The following is a 16,086-nucleotide window of genomic DNA, read 5'->3' as shown; positions in this document are numbered from 1 at the left end:
GGGCGGAACGTCGCATCCCACCTTTTCTGCTGACGGCAAGTCTGCCCAGAGCAAAGCCGGTCGGTGTGGCAAGCTCCGCCGGGTGAATTCGAGTGCCGACGCGACCCTGGTCGCGGACGAACTGTCCGGGCCGGAGCGCGCCCTGCTGGAGCTGACCGCCACCCCCCGCCGCGACCCTGCTCGGCGCGGTGTCGATGATCCTCCGGACGACCCTGTTCACCGATGACCCGGTCGCCTGGGTGGACATGTGGCAGGCCCGCCCCGACCGGGCCCGGATCGAGTGGATGAACGGTCCGGAGATCGCCGAGGTAGTGACCCACCTGGCCGCGAAGGACCACGAGGGCGAGGTCGAGGGCGTCCCCGGCCTCCGCCTGATCTCCAGCACCGACCAGGTCGCGAAGCTGCACTGGCTTGGCAGCACCGCGCCGGTCGAACTCCTCCTCACCCGGCAGACCTCCTGACCCTGGGAACACCCTGAACCTGCGCCGTGACCGTTGGGTCACGGCGCTTTCGTTCGTAACATGCTGTCCATGTGGACAGCTAATAATCCAACTGGACAGTCAACCCAATTGCACTACCTGGACCGCCTCAAGCTCGGCCTGGTGGTGCTGGTGGTTTTGCATCACGTCGCGCAGCCGTACGGGCCGCCGGACTGGTGGTACGTGCAGGGGACCGAGCGGTGGGAGCCGCTGGAGCGGTTCACAGTGGTGAACGGGGCGTTCTTCATGAGCCTGTTCTTCGCGATCTCGGCGTACCTGCTGCCTCGGTCGTACGAGCGCAAGGGCGGCCGCCGGTTCCTGCTCGACCGCTTCCGCCGGATCGGCGCGCCGTTCCTGTTCGGTGTCGCGGTGATCGTTCCGCTGCTGATGTACCTGCACCACCGCACGTACGGCGAGTATCCGGAGTTCTCCTTCGCCCACCTCTGGTTCCTTCAGCACCTGCTGGTGTACGCGATCCTGTACGCCGCCTGGCGCACCGTGATCCACCGCCGCCCGGTCGTCCAGGAGCCACGCCCTCTGACCACCCGGATGATCGTCGCCGGCACCGCGGTGATCGCGCTCGGCACGTACGCGATCCGGATCAAGTGGCCGGTCGACACCTGGATCGGCATCCTCGAGTTCATCCAGGCGGAGCCGTCCGACCTGGTCCAGTACGGCGGGCTGTTCGTCGCCGGACTGCTTGCGTACCGGTACGGCTGGCTGACCGGCATCACGCGGCGGGTCGGGTACACCTGCTTGGCGATCGGCGGCGGGCTCGCGGCAGCGCAGTACGCCGCGCTGCCCGCGTTGTCGCGGTTCTATGCACCGGGCGGTACGGGCGTGCGTTCGTTGGTGTGGTCGACGGTCGAGAGCGCGATGTGCGTGACGTTGTGCGTCGGTCTGGTGGTGCTCTTCCGCGAGTACGCGAACCGGCCGAACGTGTTCCTGGCCCGGCTGGGGGCGGCGTCGTTCACCGTGTATATCGTGCATGTGCCGGTGGTTGTCGTACTGCAGCTGTTCGTCCGCGACCTGGCCGCCGCGCCGCTGGTGAAGTTCCTGCTGGTCGGCGCGGTCGCGTTGCCGGTCAGCTTCATCCTGGCGGCGGGGCTGCGCCGCGTCCCGTACCTCCGAGCCTGGGTTGGAGCCTGAATGGTTGACGCACGATCCTCGGACCTGACCGCGCGGGCACGGTTGCGGCTGGCGGCGCTGAAGCTGTTCGCCGAGCACGGGTTCGAGGCGACGTCGACACGCGCGATCGCCACCGAGGCGGGCGTGTCGCATGCGTTGCTGCGGCACCACTACGGCTCCAAGGACGGGCTGCGGGCCGCCGTCGACGAGGACGTGCTGAACACCTTCGACGAAGGCCTGGCCAAGCTCGACGCCGCGGATCTGGCCGCGCTCGGTCAGGTGACGGCACGGCTGTTCGGCTCGGACGAGCTGCGGCGGAAGTACCTGCGCAGGGTGCTGCTGGAGGGTGGTCCGGCTGGGATCGCGGTGTTCCAGCAGCTACTGGAAGGCGCTCGCCGGCATCTGGCTGCATTACGCACCGAGCCGATCGACGAGGCAGACGCGCGCTGGGCCCCGTACCAGGCGCTGTTCCTGACTCTCGGGCCGATGCTGCTCGAGCCGGTGCTGGCGGCGACGCTGGACGATCCGGTGTTCGCGCCCGGTCCGCTGGCCGAACGAAGTGCCGCGAATCAGCGGCTGATCGGCATGGGGCTGCTCGGGTTTCGGTAACTGTCGGCGGGAGCGCCTAAGGTGTTGAGTGATGACTACGCTGTTTTCGCCTGATGAGCTTCCGGTGCCGCTGGAGGAGTCCAAGACGTCCCGTCCCGACCCGGACGCGCTGCTCGAGGGGCTGAATCCGCAGCAGCGCGCGGCCGTCGTGCACGCGGGCAAACCGCTGCTGGTGGTCGCCGGCGCGGGGTCGGGCAAGACCCGGGTGCTGACCCGGCGGATCGCCTACCTGCTGTCGGCCCGGGACGTGCATCCGGGGTCGATCCTGGCGATCACGTTCACCAACAAGGCCGCCGCGGAGATGCGCGAGCGGGTGGTGGACCTGGTCGGGCCGCGGGCGAAGCTGATGTGGGTCTCGACCTTCCACTCCTCGTGCGTACGCATCCTGCGCCGCGACATCAAGCGGTTCGGGATCAGCTCGACGTTCTCGATCTACGACGACACCGACTCGCGCCGGCTGATGACGCTGGTCTGCCGCGAGCTCGACCTGGACGTCAAGCGGTACAACCCGCGCGCCGTACTGAACTGGATCAGCACCCAGAAGAACGAGCTGATCGACCACGAGACGGCGACCGCGAAGGCCGAGAACCATCTCGAGCAGACGTACGCGGAGTGTTACCGGATCTACCAGGAGCGGCTCGCCCAGGCGAACGCGCTGGACTTCGACGACCTGCTGATGACGACGGTCAACCTGCTGCAGGCGTTCCCGGAAGTGCGTGAGTACTACCGGCGCCGCTTCCGCCACGTGCTCGTCGACGAGTACCAGGACACCAACCACGCGCAGTACACGCTGATCCGTGAGTTGTGCGGTGAGGACGCCACCGGTCAGGAGGGTCCGACGGCGCCGCCGGCCGAGCTGATGGTGGTCGGCGACTCGGACCAGTCCATCTACGCGTTCCGGGGCGCCACGATCCGGAACATCCTCGCCTTCGAGGAGGACTTCGCCGGCGCCGAGACGATCCTGCTGGAGCAGAACTACCGCTCCACCCAGACCATCCTGACCGCCGCCAACGCGGTGATCGCCCGGAACGAGGGCCGGATGGCGAAGAACCTCTGGTCCGACCAGGGCCAGGGCGAGCAGATCGCGGTGTACGTCGCCGACAACGAGCACGACGAGGCCCAGTTCGTCGCGGACGAGATCGACCGGCTGGCCGACGCGGACACGGTGAAACCGTCGGACGTGGCGGTGTTCTACCGCACCAACGCGCAGTCCCGGGTGTTCGAGGAAGTGTTCATCCGGACCGGCCATCCGTACAAGGTGGTCGGTGGCGTCCGGTTCTACGAGCGCAAGGAGGTCCGCGACGCGCTCGCGTACCTGCGGGTGCTGGTGAACCCGGAGGACACTGTCTCGCTGCGCCGGATCATGAACGAGCCGAAGCGCGGTATCGGCGACCGGGCCGAGGCGGCGATCGAGGCGCTGGCGTCCCGGGACCGGATCTCGTTCGCGGCCGCGATGCGCCGGGCCGAGGACGCGCCGGCGATGGCGTCCCGTTCGGTGAACGCGGTGCAGGCCTTCGTCGACATCCTCGACGAGCTGACCGCGATGGTCGACTCGGGCGCCCCGCCGGACGACATCCTCGACGTGGCGCTGCACCGCTCCGGGTACTACGAGACGCTGCAGAAGTCGCCCGACCCGCAGGACGAGACCCGCCTGGAGAACCTGGACGAGTTCATCTCGGTCGCCCGCGAGTTCGTCGAGGAGCGGACCGCGGCGGGTGAGCCGTCCGACCTGCAGGCGTTCCTGGAGCGGGTCGCGCTGGTCGCCGACGCGGACCAGATCCCGGACGCGGCCGACGACGGTGGCGTGGTCACGCTGATGACGCTGCACACCGCGAAGGGCCTGGAGTTCCCGGTGGTGTTCCTGACCGGGATGGAGGACGGCGTCTTCCCGCACTCCCGGTCGCTGACCGATCTGAAGGAGCTGGAGGAAGAGCGCCGGCTCGCGTACGTCGGTATCACCCGCGCGCGTGAGCGGCTGGCGATCTCCCGCGCGGCGGTCCGGTCCGCGTACGGCGCGCCGCAGCACAACCCGCCGTCGCGGTTCCTGGAGGAGCTCCCGGCGGAGCTGCTCGACTGGCGCCGCGACGAGTCCGCGATCACCCGCTGGTCGGGCACCGGTACCAGCAGCGGCGGCGGCACGACCCGCGGCAGCGGCATCCCGAGCCGGTACGAGCCGTCCCGCCGGACCAGCTCGGACAAGGCAGTGATCAACCTGAACCCGGGCGATCGCGTCGTCCACGACAGCTTCGGCATGGGCACCGTCGTGGTGGTTCGGGGCGAGGGACAGCAGGCTCAGGCCGACATCGACTTCGGCTCCGAGGGCGTGAAGCGACTACTGCTCCGGTACGCGCCGGTGGAGAAGATCTAGACCCGCTCAAACGAAGATTTGCCGAGAGATTTGTCAAGTTTTGGACAGTTGACGTTGCGTCTGGGCCGGAGATTGAGACAATCAAGCATCTTCGGCCCCTTCCCGGAAGCTTCCTCCCATGCCCACCAAGTCCTCGGCAAGTCACCGCCGGATCATTTTGGCGGGTGCCAATCCTGGGCTGCGGCTGTTCGACGAGCGCGGCAAGGTGACCGCGTACGCGTCGATCTGGATGGTCGACTGGTCGGTCCGCGGCGCCGGTACGGCGGTGGTGCTGTGGTTCGACGGGATCGTCCGGGTGGTGTCCGAGGACGTCGACCTGGCCGCGTGGCTGGAGCGGTACTTCGTTCGCTCGTTCCTTGAGGTGCAGGGCCTGCCGTGGCACGAGCCGGCGGTCGAGCGCGACCTGGTCCAGGTCTCGATGAACCTGGCCAACGGGTTGAGCGCGAAGGCGGCCGACATCCAGATCGAGATGAGCGGCGTACTCGACCGGCGGCTGTTCGCGACCGACAACTTCCAGCTTGCCGACGGCAACCACAGCCTCAGCCTGGTGATCGCCCCGGTCCGCTCCGCGACGGTCTCGATCGGCGGCGCGTCCGTCCCGGGTTTCGTCCAGGTAGACGGCTCCCCGGACCGCCCCGGCTCTTCAGCCTTCCTCACCACCGCCGAGGTCTGGCAACGCTGACTCACGGCCGAGCGTTCCGCAGCCGAATCCCGCTCCACTCAAGCGTGCTGGCGACCGCCTCGGCCCAGAAGTCGTGCAGCCGTGGCAGCACCCGCAGCTGGATACCAGCCTCGTCATGCAAGGCGAACAAGTCGTCGACACGTTCGGCCGGGCCCAGGGGGCGTACGACGGTGGTGGTGACCATCGCGGCGTCATGCTGGGTGAAGGGGTGCGCGGGCAGTCGGTAGGCGTACAGCTCGACCGAGCGGATCGCGTCCAGCCAGGCGTACTCGACGGCGTGTACGCGGGTGCCGGAGTCGGCGCCGATGATTCGGTCGCGGTCTTCGGAGGTGGTCGAAGGGCCAACCCACGCCATCGCGCGGGGGCACTGCCTCGGGAACCAGTAGTCAGGGGCGCGGTCGTGGGCGACTGCCCAGACGTACGCGGTGGTGTGGTCCGGTTTGGCGAGACGTGGTCGGAAGAGCTCGATCGTGGGGTCTTCGGAGAAGTGGAGTACTTCGCCCACCGCCGGCCGCATGCCGTGCAGCCTAGTCGCGGTGCGATTCGAAGGGTGGTCAGCCGGCGGTGTACGGGTCCAGGCCGCAGTGGTTGCGGAGCCAGGGGGCCGGGTCGATCGGGCTGCCGCCGCCGGGGCGGACCTCGAAGTGGAGGTGCGGGCCGGTGGTGTTGCCGGTCATGCCGACCGCGCCGACCTGGTCACCCGCGTACACCGTCTCGCCGACCGACACGCTGAACTTCGACATGTGGTTGTACCAGGTGACGGTGCCGTCCTCGTGCCGGACCTGGACCTGACGGCCATACGGCCCGGCCCAGTCGGCGAAGATCACCACGCCCTTCATCACGGACCCGATCTTCGTACCGACCGGCGCGGCGAAGTCGAGGCCGGTGTGCTGGTGGGCCCAGCGGCTGCCGCCCTGACCGAAGGTCGCGGTGATGTGGTAGCCGGTGAGCATGATCTGGCAGCGGCTGGCGGACTCGCGGGCCTTCTTCTCGGCCGCCTCGACCTTGGCCTTCGCGGCGGCCAGCGCGGTCGCCTGCTTGGCGGTCAGCGACCGGGCGGCGGCGATCTTCGCGTCCCGCTGGGTGGCCAGCTTGTTGGCCGCGGCCTGCTTCTTGGTGGAGGTCGTCGTGTCGGCCAGCTGCACCCGGGAGGAGTCACGGGTGGCCAGCTGGCGGGCCTGGATGCGCGCCGTGGTGATGCCGGACAGCTGCTGACCGGTGTCCAGGCTGAGGGCCGCGAGGTTGACCGCGGTGTTGGCCTGGGTCGGTGACGCCAATGAGCTGTGGCTGAAGCCGACAGCTCCGGCGGCCGCGGCGAGCGCGGCGGTCAGTCCGACGATCTGGGTACTGCTCGGGGTGTTACGCCTGGCGACGCGATGCTTGGCACTATGACGTCCTGCGCCGGGTTTGCGCGCAGCGTTGCCGGGCGTGACGCGGTCGCCCGCGGCACGGTGCTGGGACACAACGTGGCCTTTCGGTCACAGGGGAGGGGCTTCAGTCCGCCCTCTCGGAGGTTCTGTTCCCCGGGAGGACTCACAGACCATAACGGAAGGGTCACGGGGTGACAAACCCCGCCACCCACTTTTTCCGGGCTACTTCACGAAACTTTTGCATGCGCGCCTGCACGTGCATCTGCTCAAAGAGCCCAGAAAGCTTCCCGATCAGGCAGTTTTGGGCTGGTCGTCCGGCTCGGTCAGTACATCGGTGATCCCGTGGACGACGTCGCTGTGGAACGGCAGGGACAGGTGGCCCACGCCGTGCACCCGCACGTTATTCGCGACCAGATCCGGGTGCCGGATGCGGCCCCGCCGTTGCGGCACGATCAACTGGTCGACGTCGCTGTAGTACGAGATGAACCTGGTCCGGCAACCCGGCGCCGGTTCGGCCAGCTCGGTCATCAGGTCACTGTCCGGCCGGACCTGCTTCACCAGTGGCCACGGCAGCAGCTTGGCCGCGACGGTGCCCTGATGCGGCGTACCGAGCGTGAGGCAGGTGTGTACGCGCGCATCACCGCCCAGTCGCTGCACGTAGTACCGCGCGATGAGCCCACCCAGGCTGTGCCCGATGACATGGATCTGATCCGATCCGGACTCCGCACAGATCGCTTCGATCTCGTGGCCCATCCGCTCCGCGGTGCTGCGTACGTCCAGCGTCAACGGTGAGTACGAGAACGTGTGGATGCTGCCGAAGCCACGGCGGACCAGATGCCGGCGGAGCAGCGCGAAGATCGTGTGGTTGTCGATGATCCCGTGCGCGAGCAGGATCGGCGTACCGGCGGCGCGGACGTTGCTGACCAGCAGGCCGCGCTGCGCGGGGCCCAGCCCGGCCAGGTTCAGCCGGGCCGGTAACGCGCTGCCGGCCCGGTTGACGACGCCGAGCGGGTACATGGCCAGGTGCGTCGTCAGCCAGCCGAGTTCGATGGCCGCGCCGTGGATGACGCTCGGCGTGAAGGCCGAGCGGGCGCCGTACGCGAGTCCGTCCAGCGCGCCGCGGAGGTCGTCCTGCCAGCTGCCCATGGGCCGCCTCCTCACAGAACCAGACCCCCCGGTGGTCCGATCTCTGCTCTCACGGTAACCGGTTCCCATCCGGCGTGTGGGGGAACACACTGCTTCGTGTCTTATCCGTGCCTGACGGAGCGGTTAGCCTGCGGATATGCCTGCTACGAGCCCGTTGCGCGTCGTCGTCGCCAAGCCCGGTCTGGACGGTCACGACCGGGGAGCCAAGGTGGTCGCCCGGGCGCTGCGGGACGCCGGGATGGAGGTCATCTACACCGGCCTGCACCAGACCCCGGAGCAGATCGTCGAGACCGCGATCGCCGAGGACGCGGACGCGATCGGCCTGTCGGTGCTGTCCGGCGCGCACATGACCCTGTTCAAGCGGGTCCGCGAGCTGCTCACCGAGCGGGAGGCCGAGGACATCGTGGTGTTCGGCGGCGGGATCATCCCGGACGCCGACCTGGAGCCGCTGGCCGAGCTCGGCGTGGACAAGATCTTCACCCCGGGCGCGACCACCACCGAGATCGTCGAGTGGGTCCGCGGCCACGTCGGCGACGCCTCCGCCTCCCCGGCCTGAGCGGTTTTAACCGGATCTGAACACACCTGCCCGTTTCAGATACGTTACTAATCAGTAGCACCGAATCGTTAGGAAATGCCCGGTTGTGCGGGGTTCCCAAACGCGGTCGCATACAGCCATGCGGCTGTGCGGTACAGATCGAGCTCGGCGGGTGTGGTTCAGAACACATCGCCCGGTTCTCGGTTACTGTCCGGACAGTGCGGATCGCAGCGTGGTGGGGGACTGCGACCCCGCGGACGCAGGACCCAAGGGATGTCCCATCGGAGAGGGCAGGTAGAACGATGAGGTTTGAACGATCACACGCACGCAGGACGGCCTTCGTGGCCGTGGCAGGCAGCCTCGCGCTGCTCGCCACCGCGTGTGGTAGTGGCGACGACGGAAACAGCAGCAGTGGGGGCAGCTCGGCCGGTTCGCTGGACGGCCGAGGGCCGATCACGCTTGCCAGCGGCAAGGACACCTCCGGGAACCTGCAGAACCAGCTCAACGCCTGGAACGCGGCGCACCCGAACGAGAAGGTGGAGCTGAAGGAGCTGCCGGAGGACGCCGACGCGCAGCGGCAGCAGATGGTCCAGAACGCCCAGGCCCAGTCGGACTCGTACAGCGTCCTGGTGATGGACGTGGTCTGGACGTCGGAGTTCGCCGCCAACCAGTGGATCACCCAGATCCCCGAGGACAAGGTGCCGGACCTCGGCAAGTTGCTGCCGGCAACGGTCGAGACGGCGAAGTACCGCGACAAGCTGTACGCGGTGCCGATGACCTCGGACGGTGGCCTGCTCTACTACCGCAACGACCTGCTCGCGCAGGCCGGGGTGAACCAGGCGCCGAAGACCTGGGACGAGATGAAGGCCGCCTGCACCAAGGTGCTGGCACTGCCGGCCGCCAAGGGCATGAGCTGCTACTCGGGTCAGTTCGAGAAGTACGAAGGCCTGACGGTGAACTTCTCCGAGGCGGTCAACTCGGCCGGTGGCGAGATCGTCGGCAAGGACGGCAAGCCGAACGTCAACACCCCGGAGGCCAAGGCCGGTCTCGAAGAGCTGGTCAACGACTTCAAGACCGGCGTCATCCCGAAGGCCGCGATCACCTACAAGGAAGAGGAGAGCCGGCGCGCGTTCCAGGACGGCAAGCTGGTCTTCCTGCGCAACTGGCCGTACGTGTACGCGCTGGCGAACAAGACCGACGGCTCCTCCAAGGTGGCCGGCAAGTTCGCGGTCGCGCCGCTGCCGGGCAAGACCGGCGCGGGCGTCTCGTCGCTCGGTGGGCACGACTACGCGATCAGCTCGTTCGCCAAGAACAAGGCGACCGCGATCGACTTCATCAACTTCATGGCCAGCGAGGAGCGCCAGAAGGCGAACGTCGAGAAGACCTCGCAGGCGCCGACCTGGGCGTCGCTGTACGACGACGCGGGCCTGAACAAGCAGTTCCCGTACCTCGCTCCGCTGAAGGCGTCGATCCAGAACGCCCAGCCGCGGCCGCGAGTGGTCAAGTACGGCGACGTGACGGCAGCGATCCAGCAGGCCGCGTACGACTCCCTGAGTGGGAAGACGCAGCCTGACCAGGCGTTGTCCGACCTGCAGACGAAGCTGCAGTCGCTCATCACGCAATGATCGAGTGCCGGGGCCGGTGAGTGGTGAATACGTCGCCACGCACCGGCCCCGGCCAGTCCCTGCCCGGGAACTGCCCGGGGAGCAAAGGAGTCTCAGGTGACTGCAACAACGCCGGTTACCGCGCCGGCGACGGAACCGAAGCGTAAGCAACGGTTCGACGAGGGCACCGGCCGGCTGGCCGCTACCCTGCTTTCCCCCACCCTGCTGGTGCTCGGCGTCGTGGTTCTCTTCCCGATCATCTCGGCGCTGCGCGAGTCGCTGTTCACCAGCGGCCAGCACCTCGATGCGAACGGGTTCGTGGTCAAGGGCGAAACCTTCGTCGGACTGCAGAACTACGCCGACATCTTCCGTGGCGAGACCGGAACCCGGTTCTGGAACGCCTTCTACAACACGACCTTCTTCACCGTGGTCTGTGTGGTCCTCGAAACCGTGCTCGGCGTCGCGATGGCGCTGATCATGCACAAGGCCTTCAAGGGCCGCGGTATCGTCCGGGCCAGCATCCTGGTCCCGTGGGCGATCCCGACCGTCATCTCGGCGCTGTTGTGGAAGTGGATCTTCCAGGCCGACGGCGTCGCGAACGCCCTGCTCGGTACCCAGATACTGTGGTCGACCGAAGGCTGGCAGTCGAAGCTCTCGGTGGTGCTGGCCGACACCTGGAAGACCGCGCCGTTCATCGGCCTTCTGGTCCTGGCCGGGCTGCAAACCATCCCGGCCGAGGTCTACGAGGCCGCGAAGGTCGACGGTGCCAACGCCTGGAAGACGTTCACCCGGATCACGATGCCGCTGGTGAAGCCCGCGCTGCTGGTGGCGGTACTGTTCCGGATCCTCGACACGCTGCGGATCTTCGATCTGCCGTTCGTGCTCGTCGGTCCGCACAAGGACTCGGTCGAGACGCTGTCGATGCTGGCGTACGACGAAGCCTTCAACACCAGATTCGGGCCGGCGGCGGCGTACGCGACCGTGCTGTTCGTCTACATCGCCCTGGTCGCGTACCTGTTCGTGAAGATTCTCGGCGCCGACGTGATCGGTGAGGCCCGTGCCAAGAAACCAGGTGGTGGCAAGGGCGGCGGTCGCTGGAAGCGGTCGAACGCGGTCAAGGCGTCCGCGAGTGCCGCGGTCACCGTGAGTGCCGCGTCCGGATCTGGGAGGAACATCTGATGGCCGCCGACATTCCGCAGGTCCGGGCCGGTGAGAACGCCGCGCTGAAGCGCTGGCTGCCGTTGCTGGGCATCGTCGTGATCGTGCTGTACTGCCTGGCGCCGTTCTACTGGATGGTCGTCTCGGCCTTCCGCCGGCCGTCCGACCAGTTCTCGAACGCGCCGCTCCCGCTGCCGTTCTCGATCCAGAACTTCAAGGACGTGTTTGCCAGCGGCAACGGCTTCGGCCGGGGTCTGCTGAACAGCCTGATCGTGGCCGGGTCGGTGACGATCCTGACGCTGATCATCGGCATGGTGGCGGCGTACACGCTGGCCCGGCTGGACTTCAAGGGCAAGAACCTGGTGCTGGCGATCATCATCACCACCTCGATGTTCCCCGGTATCTCGCTGGTCGTGCCGCTGCTGAAGCTGTTCGTCGACATCAAGTGGATCAACACGTACCAGGCGATGATCGTGCCCAGCCTGTCGTTCGCGCTGCCACTGGCGGTGTGGAACCTGACCGCGTTCTTCCGGCAGATGCCGCAGGAACTCGAGCAGGCGGCGATGGTGGACGGCTGTACGCCGGCTCAGGCGTTCCGCAAGGTCATCATCCCGCTGGCGGCGCCCGGCGTGTTCACCACCGCGATCATCACCTTCATCGCGGCCTGGAACGAGTTCATGATCGCGCTGAGCATGACGAACAAGAAGTCGATCCAGACCGCGAACGTGATCGTGTCGCAGTTCACCGGCGCGACCGGACGGGACCAACCGTTCGGTAGTCAGATGGCCGCCGGTGTGGTCGTCACGATCCCGCTGGTGATCGCGGTGCTGCTGTTCCAGCGCCGGATCGTGGCCGGCCTGACGGCAGGCGGCGTGAAGTGAGCCTGTTCCGCCGCAACGCGGAGGACCGGGCCCGTCGGGAGCGCGACGAGCGCGACCGCCGGGCGCAGGCCGACCGGGACCGCCGCGATCGGGAAGATCGCGACCGGCGGGACCGCGAGGACAGGGAGCGGGACCGCCGGGACCGTGAGGACCGCTCGCGGTTCCGGTAACAGTTGCAGGCAGCAAACAGAACGGCCGGGGCGCTCGCCCCGGCCGTTCTTTTGTGTCAGCTCTCGAGCCAGACCGTGGTGTCCGGCGGGAGCTCGCCGGCGCTCAGTGGGGCGCTGGTGAGCAGGATCTTCTGGTGCGGGGGCAGCGGGACCGGGGCGTCGCTCAGGTTCACAACGCACTGGAAGCCGGGGTCGCGGGTGAAGGACAGGATGCCCTCCGGTGCGTCCTGGTCCCAGGCCAGCCGGCCCTCGCCGAGCGCGGCGTGGCCGCGGCGAATCCGGAGCGCCGACTTGTACAGGTTCAGGTGGCTGTCCGGGTCGTCGGTCTGCGCCTCGGCGGTCAGCGGTGACCAGTCCGCGGGCTGCGGCAGCCACGGCTGCTCGGTGCCGGGGCCGAAGCCGTACGGCGGCTCCGAGCCGGACCACGGGATCGGTACCCGGCAGCCGTCGCGGCCGCGGACGGTGTGGCCGGAGCGCTCCCAGGTCGGGTCGTCGAGTACGTCCTCGGGCAGGTCCTCCACCTCGGGCAGACCGAGCTCGTCACCCTGATACACGTACGCGCCGCCCGGCAGCGCCAGCTCCAGCAGAGCCGCGGCCCGGGCCCGGCGCAGGCCGAGGGCGAGATCGGTGGGTACGACCCCCGCGCCCTCCAGCGCGTCCTTCTTGTCCCGCCCGAACCTGGTGCGGTGCCGGATCGTGTCGTGGTTGCTCAGCACCCAGGTCGCCGGCGCGCCGACCGCCCACAGGTTCTCGGTGGTGTGGTCGATCACCTCGCGCAGTTCCTTCGCGTCCCAGGCCGCGCGCAGGGCGTCGAAGTTGAACGCGGAGTGCAGTTCGTTCGGCCGGACGTACTGGGCGAGCCGCTCGGCCGGCGAAAGCCACGCCTCGGCGACGAACACCCGCGGACCTTGCGGCGTGTCCGCGTACTCGTCCGCGATCGCGCGCCAGCGCTGGTGGATGGCGTGTACGCCGGGCTGGTCGTAGAACGGGTTCCCGACGTACTTCTCCCGGGTCGGCTGCCCGTCCTCCAGCGGTACGTCCGGCAGGCCGGCGTCCTTCGCCATCGAGTCGGCGACATCGATCCGGAACCCGTCCACGCCGCGGTCGAACCAGAACCGCAGGATCGAATCGAACTCCTCGATCACCTTCGGGTGGTCCCAGTTCCAGTCCGGCTGGGAGATGTCGAACAGGTGCAGGTACCAGTCGCCGTCGTCGAGCTGCTGCCAGGCCGGGCCGCCGAACGCGGCCGGCCAGTTGGTCGGCGGCTGCCCGTCCTTGCCGTCCCGGAACCAGAACAGGTCGCGCTCCGGCGAGCCCTTGCCGGCGGCCAGCGCGGCCTTGAACCACGGGTGCTCCCAGGAGCAGTGGTTCGGGACCAGGTCGATCAGGATCCGCAGGCCGAGCGCGTGCGCCTCGGCGATCAGCGCGTCGGCGTCGGCGAGGGTGCCGAACTCCGGGTTGATGTCACGGTAGTCGGCCACGTCGTACCCGCCGTCGAGCAGCGGGGACGGGTACCAGGGACTGATCCACAGCGCGTCCACGCCGAGCTCGGCCAGGTACGGCAGCTTGGCGCGGATGCCGTTCAGGTCACCGGTGCCGTCACCGTCCGCATCGGCGAACGACCGCGGGTACACCTGGTAAACGACCGCGCTACGCCACCAGTCGGCAGCTGGTCTGGTCTCAGAATCAGTCATGCGGACAAGCCTCGCACGGGGCCGGGAGCGGCTGTGACAGTCGTCTCAGCGAGTACCCCGGCTGTTGCCCGCGACACCAGGGTGGCTAGTGTCAGGAATCCGTACAGGCGAGAGAGGGACCACACTCGTGGATCTGATGGAATTCCAGGCGAAGACGGTCTTCGCCAAGCACGGGGTGCGGACGACCGTGGGTGCGGTTGTCACGACTCCGGAGGAAGCCCGCGCGGCGGCCGAGAAGATCGGCGGCCGGGTGGTCGTGAAGGCCCAGGTCAAGACCGGTGGCCGCGGCAAGGCCGGTGGCGTGAAGCTGGCGAGCAGCCCGGACGAGGCGGAGGAGAAGGCCCGCGAGATCCTCGGGCTGGACATCAAGGGCCACGTCGTCAAGATCCTGAACATCGTTCCGGCCGCGGCGATCGCGGAGGAGTACTACTTCTCCTTCCTGGTCGACCGGGCGAACCGGAACTACCTCTGCATCGCCTCCGCGGCGGGCGGGATGGAGATCGAGGAGGTCGCGCACACCAACCCGGACGCGGTCGCGCAGATCTCGATCGACCCGGCCACCGGCGTGGACGAGGCGAAGGCGCGGGAGATCGCGACCGCGGCCAAGTACCCGGCCGACGTGATCGACGCGGTGGTCCCGGAGATCGTGAAGCTGTACCAGGTGTTCATCGCCGAGGACGCTTCGCTGGTCGAGGTGAACCCGCTGGTCAAGCTCGAGGACGGCAACGTCGAGGCGCTGGACGGCAAGGTCTCGCTGGACGAGAACGCGTCCTTCCGGCACCCGGACCACGCCGAGTTCGAGGACGTCACCGCGGCCGACCCGCTGGAGGCGGCGGCCAAGGCCAAGGGCCTGAACTACGTGAAGCTGGACGGCTCCGTCGGCATCATCGGCAACGGCGCGGGTCTGGTCATGTCGACGCTGGACGTGGTCGCGTACGCCGGTGAGGAGTTCGGCGGTCAGAAGCCGGCCAACTTCCTCGACATCGGTGGTGGCGCGAGCGCCGAGGTGATGGCGAACGGGCTGGAGATCATCATCTCGGACCCGCAGGTACAGAGCGTGTTCGTGAACGTGTTCGGCGGGATCACCGCCTGTGACGCGGTCGCGAACGGCATCGTGCAGGCGTTCGAGCTGCTGGCTTCGCGGGGCGAGGCCGTCTCGAAGCCGCTGGTGGTCCGGCTGGACGGGAACAACGCCGAGGAGGGCCGCCGGATTCTCGACGAGGCGGGCCTCGCCGGTCTGGAGCGGGTCGACACGATGGACGGCGCCGCCAAGCGCGCCGCCGAGCTGGCAGCGAAGTAAGGGATCGCCGAAATGTCTATCTTCCTGACCAAGGACAGCAAGGTCATCGTCCAGGGCATGACCGGCTCCGAGGGCACCAAGCACACCACCCGGATGCTTGCCTCGGGTACCAACATCGTCGGCGGCGTGAACCCCCGTAAGGCCGGGCAGAGCATTCTTTTTGAGGGCGCAGCCTTCGATGGTGGACAATTGTCCGTCCCGGTGTTCGGTTCGGTCGCGGACGCGATCAAGGAGACCGGCGCGAACGTGTCGGTCATCTTCGTCCCGGAGAAGTTCACCAAGGACGCCGTGCTGGAGGCGATCGCGGCCGAGATGCCGCTGGTCGTCGTCATCACCGAGGGCGTGCCGGTCCACGACACCGCCGCGTTCTTCGCCGCCGCGCAGGCGTCCGGCAAGACCCGGATCATCGGCCCGAACTGCCCCGGCATCATCACCCCGGGCGCGTCGAACGCCGGCATCATCCCGGCCGACATCGCCGGTCAGGGCCGGATCGGGCTGGTCTCGAAGTCCGGCACGCTGACGTACCAGATGATGTACGAACTGCGTGACTTCGGCTTCTCCACCGCGATCGGGATCGGCGGTGACCCGATCATCGGTACCACCCACATCGACGCGCTGCAGGCGTTCCAGGACGACCCGGACACCGACGCGATCGTGATGATCGGCGAGATCGGCGGCGACGCCGAGGAGCGGGCGGCCGCGTTCATCAAGGCGAACGTGACCAAGCCGGTGGTCGGCTACGTGGCCGGCTTCACCGCGCCGGAGGGCAAGACGATGGGCCACGCCGGCGCGATCGTCTCGGGTTCATCCGGTACGGCGGCCGCGAAGCAGGAGGCCCTCGAGGCCGCCGGCGTGAAGGTCGGCAAGACGCCGACCGAGACCGCCAACCTGATGCGCGGCATCATGCAGGACCTGACGAAGTAGTCTCGCGGCGCGGGACCTGCCCTCTTACCTGGGGGCAG

17 protein-coding genes are annotated in these 16,086 nt (G+C 68.1%); 13 read left to right on the top strand and 4 right to left on the bottom strand.

The genetic code is table 11. From position 1 onward, the window contains the following. The first annotated feature begins 82 nt into the window (after positions 1 to 82). The 6 genes from HDA44_RS20380 to HDA44_RS20355 all read left to right on the top strand — a co-directional run bounded on the left by HDA44_RS20380 (position 83) and on the right by HDA44_RS20355 (position 5,266). Positions 83 to 226: a hypothetical protein gene (locus HDA44_RS20380; RefSeq protein ID WP_184836742.1), complete on the top strand. Its 144-nt coding sequence runs from the start codon at positions 83 to 85 to the stop codon at positions 224 to 226. Further along, a complete protein-coding gene (locus tag HDA44_RS20375; protein ID WP_238352497.1) occupies positions 189 to 461 on the top strand; it encodes a hypothetical protein in 273 nt (90 codons plus the stop codon). The genes HDA44_RS20380 and HDA44_RS20375 overlap by 38 nt, the downstream gene beginning before the upstream one ends. Positions 462 to 569: 108 nt before the next feature. Next, on the top strand, positions 570 to 1,628 hold the full coding sequence (locus HDA44_RS20370) for an acyltransferase family protein (protein WP_238352496.1): 1,059 nt from the start codon (positions 570 to 572) through the stop codon (positions 1,626 to 1,628). Next, a complete protein-coding gene (locus HDA44_RS20365; RefSeq protein ID WP_184836737.1) occupies positions 1,629 to 2,216 on the top strand; it encodes a TetR/AcrR family transcriptional regulator in 588 nt (195 codons plus the stop codon). 31 nt (positions 2,217 to 2,247) lie between these two features. Continuing rightward, positions 2,248 to 4,584 carry a DNA helicase PcrA gene (gene pcrA / locus HDA44_RS20360; RefSeq protein ID WP_184836735.1) on the top strand — a complete coding sequence of 779 codons (2,337 nt, stop codon included), beginning with the start codon at positions 2,248 to 2,250 and terminating at the stop codon, positions 4,582 to 4,584. Between the two features lie 118 nt (positions 4,585 to 4,702). Beyond that, on the top strand, positions 4,703 to 5,266 hold the full coding sequence (locus tag HDA44_RS20355; protein WP_184836733.1) for a hypothetical protein: 564 nt from the start codon (positions 4,703 to 4,705) through the stop codon (positions 5,264 to 5,266). Between the two features lies 1 nt (position 5,267). Here HDA44_RS20355 and HDA44_RS20350 read toward each other — a convergent pair whose 3' ends face one another. The 3 genes from HDA44_RS20350 to HDA44_RS20340 all read right to left on the bottom strand — a co-directional run bounded on the left by HDA44_RS20350 (position 5,268) and on the right by HDA44_RS20340 (position 7,782). After that, positions 5,268 to 5,783 carry a DUF6886 family protein gene (locus tag HDA44_RS20350; protein ID WP_184836731.1) on the bottom strand — a complete coding sequence of 172 codons (516 nt, stop codon included), beginning with the start codon at positions 5,781 to 5,783 and terminating at the stop codon, positions 5,268 to 5,270. Between the two features lie 37 nt (positions 5,784 to 5,820). Then, positions 5,821 to 6,729 carry a M23 family metallopeptidase gene (locus HDA44_RS20345; RefSeq protein ID WP_319037535.1) on the bottom strand — a complete coding sequence of 303 codons (909 nt, stop codon included), beginning with the start codon at positions 6,727 to 6,729 and terminating at the stop codon, positions 5,821 to 5,823. 198 nt (positions 6,730 to 6,927) lie between these two features. After that, complete coding sequence (locus tag HDA44_RS20340) at positions 6,928 to 7,782, bottom strand: esterase/lipase family protein (RefSeq protein WP_184836729.1); 855 nt, start codon at positions 7,780 to 7,782, stop codon at positions 6,928 to 6,930. A 136-nt stretch (positions 7,783 to 7,918) separates the two neighbouring features. Between HDA44_RS20340 and HDA44_RS20335 the strand changes: the two genes are divergently transcribed. The 5 genes from HDA44_RS20335 (at position 7,919) to HDA44_RS20315 (ending at position 12,130) form a co-directional block, all read left to right on the top strand. Further along, complete coding sequence (locus tag HDA44_RS20335) at positions 7,919 to 8,338, top strand: coenzyme B12-dependent isobutyryl CoA mutase small subunit (RefSeq protein ID WP_184836727.1); 420 nt, start codon at positions 7,919 to 7,921, stop codon at positions 8,336 to 8,338. A gap of 320 nt (positions 8,339 to 8,658) precedes the next feature. Beyond that, positions 8,659 to 9,942 carry an ABC transporter substrate-binding protein gene (locus HDA44_RS20330; protein WP_337906186.1) on the top strand — a complete coding sequence of 428 codons (1,284 nt, stop codon included), beginning with the start codon at positions 8,659 to 8,661 and terminating at the stop codon, positions 9,940 to 9,942. A gap of 96 nt (positions 9,943 to 10,038) precedes the next feature. Then, the gene (locus tag HDA44_RS20325; RefSeq protein ID WP_184836725.1) at positions 10,039 to 11,100 is read left to right on the top strand and encodes an ABC transporter permease subunit; all 1,062 of its coding nucleotides are present in this window, start codon (positions 10,039 to 10,041) and stop codon (positions 11,098 to 11,100) included. Beyond that, complete coding sequence (locus tag HDA44_RS20320; protein WP_184836724.1) at positions 11,100 to 11,960, top strand: carbohydrate ABC transporter permease; 861 nt, start codon at positions 11,100 to 11,102, stop codon at positions 11,958 to 11,960. The genes HDA44_RS20325 and HDA44_RS20320 overlap by 1 nt, the downstream gene beginning before the upstream one ends. After that, on the top strand, positions 11,957 to 12,130 hold the full coding sequence (locus tag HDA44_RS20315; RefSeq protein ID WP_184836723.1) for a hypothetical protein: 174 nt from the start codon (positions 11,957 to 11,959) through the stop codon (positions 12,128 to 12,130). Before HDA44_RS20320 ends, HDA44_RS20315 begins: the two co-directional genes overlap by 4 nt. Before the next feature lie 56 nt (positions 12,131 to 12,186). Here HDA44_RS20315 and HDA44_RS20310 read toward each other — a convergent pair whose 3' ends face one another. Beyond that, positions 12,187 to 13,824 carry a glycoside hydrolase family 13 protein gene (locus HDA44_RS20310; protein WP_184836722.1) on the bottom strand — a complete coding sequence of 546 codons (1,638 nt, stop codon included), beginning with the start codon at positions 13,822 to 13,824 and terminating at the stop codon, positions 12,187 to 12,189. A 127-nt stretch (positions 13,825 to 13,951) separates the two neighbouring features. On the opposite strand from HDA44_RS20310, the gene sucC reads away from it, so the two are divergent. Together sucC and sucD are read left to right on the top strand one after the other, a co-directional pair. Continuing rightward, complete coding sequence (gene sucC / locus HDA44_RS20305) at positions 13,952 to 15,124, top strand: ADP-forming succinate--CoA ligase subunit beta (protein ID WP_184836721.1); 1,173 nt, start codon at positions 13,952 to 13,954, stop codon at positions 15,122 to 15,124. A 12-nt stretch (positions 15,125 to 15,136) separates the two neighbouring features. Further along, the gene (sucD, locus tag HDA44_RS20300) at positions 15,137 to 16,048 is read left to right on the top strand and encodes a succinate--CoA ligase subunit alpha (protein WP_184836719.1); all 912 of its coding nucleotides are present in this window, start codon (positions 15,137 to 15,139) and stop codon (positions 16,046 to 16,048) included. Positions 16,049 to 16,086: the final 38 nt, after the last annotated feature.

It is taken from the genome of Kribbella solani, from assembly GCF_014205295.1.
Taxonomy (GTDB): Bacteria; Actinomycetota; Actinomycetes; order Propionibacteriales; family Kribbellaceae; genus Kribbella; species Kribbella solani.
The sequence above is the reverse complement of the archived record's forward strand: the minus strand, read 5'-3'. Positions and strand labels throughout refer to the sequence as shown.

Excerpts from the sequence above, each read along its gene's own strand:
- HDA44_RS20365 (WP_184836737.1), top strand. The coding sequence starts at position 1,629 with ATGGTTGACGCACGATCCTCGGACCTGACCGCGCGGGCACGGTTGCGG.
- pcrA (WP_184836735.1), top strand. The coding sequence starts at position 2,248 with ATGACTACGCTGTTTTCGCCTGATGAGCTTCCGGTGCCGCTGGAGGAG.
- HDA44_RS20355 (WP_184836733.1), top strand. The coding sequence starts at position 4,703 with ATGCCCACCAAGTCCTCGGCAAGTCACCGCCGGATCATTTTGGCGGGT.
- HDA44_RS20350 (WP_184836731.1), bottom strand. The coding sequence starts at position 5,783 with ATGCGGCCGGCGGTGGGCGAAGTACTCCACTTCTCCGAAGACCCCACG.
- HDA44_RS20340 (WP_184836729.1), bottom strand. The coding sequence starts at position 7,782 with ATGGGCAGCTGGCAGGACGACCTCCGCGGCGCGCTGGACGGACTCGCG.
- HDA44_RS20335 (WP_184836727.1), top strand. The coding sequence starts at position 7,919 with ATGCCTGCTACGAGCCCGTTGCGCGTCGTCGTCGCCAAGCCCGGTCTG.
- HDA44_RS20320 (WP_184836724.1), top strand. The coding sequence starts at position 11,100 with ATGGCCGCCGACATTCCGCAGGTCCGGGCCGGTGAGAACGCCGCGCTG.
- HDA44_RS20310 (WP_184836722.1), bottom strand. The coding sequence starts at position 13,824 with ATGACTGATTCTGAGACCAGACCAGCTGCCGACTGGTGGCGTAGCGCG.
- sucD (WP_184836719.1), top strand. The coding sequence starts at position 15,137 with ATGTCTATCTTCCTGACCAAGGACAGCAAGGTCATCGTCCAGGGCATG.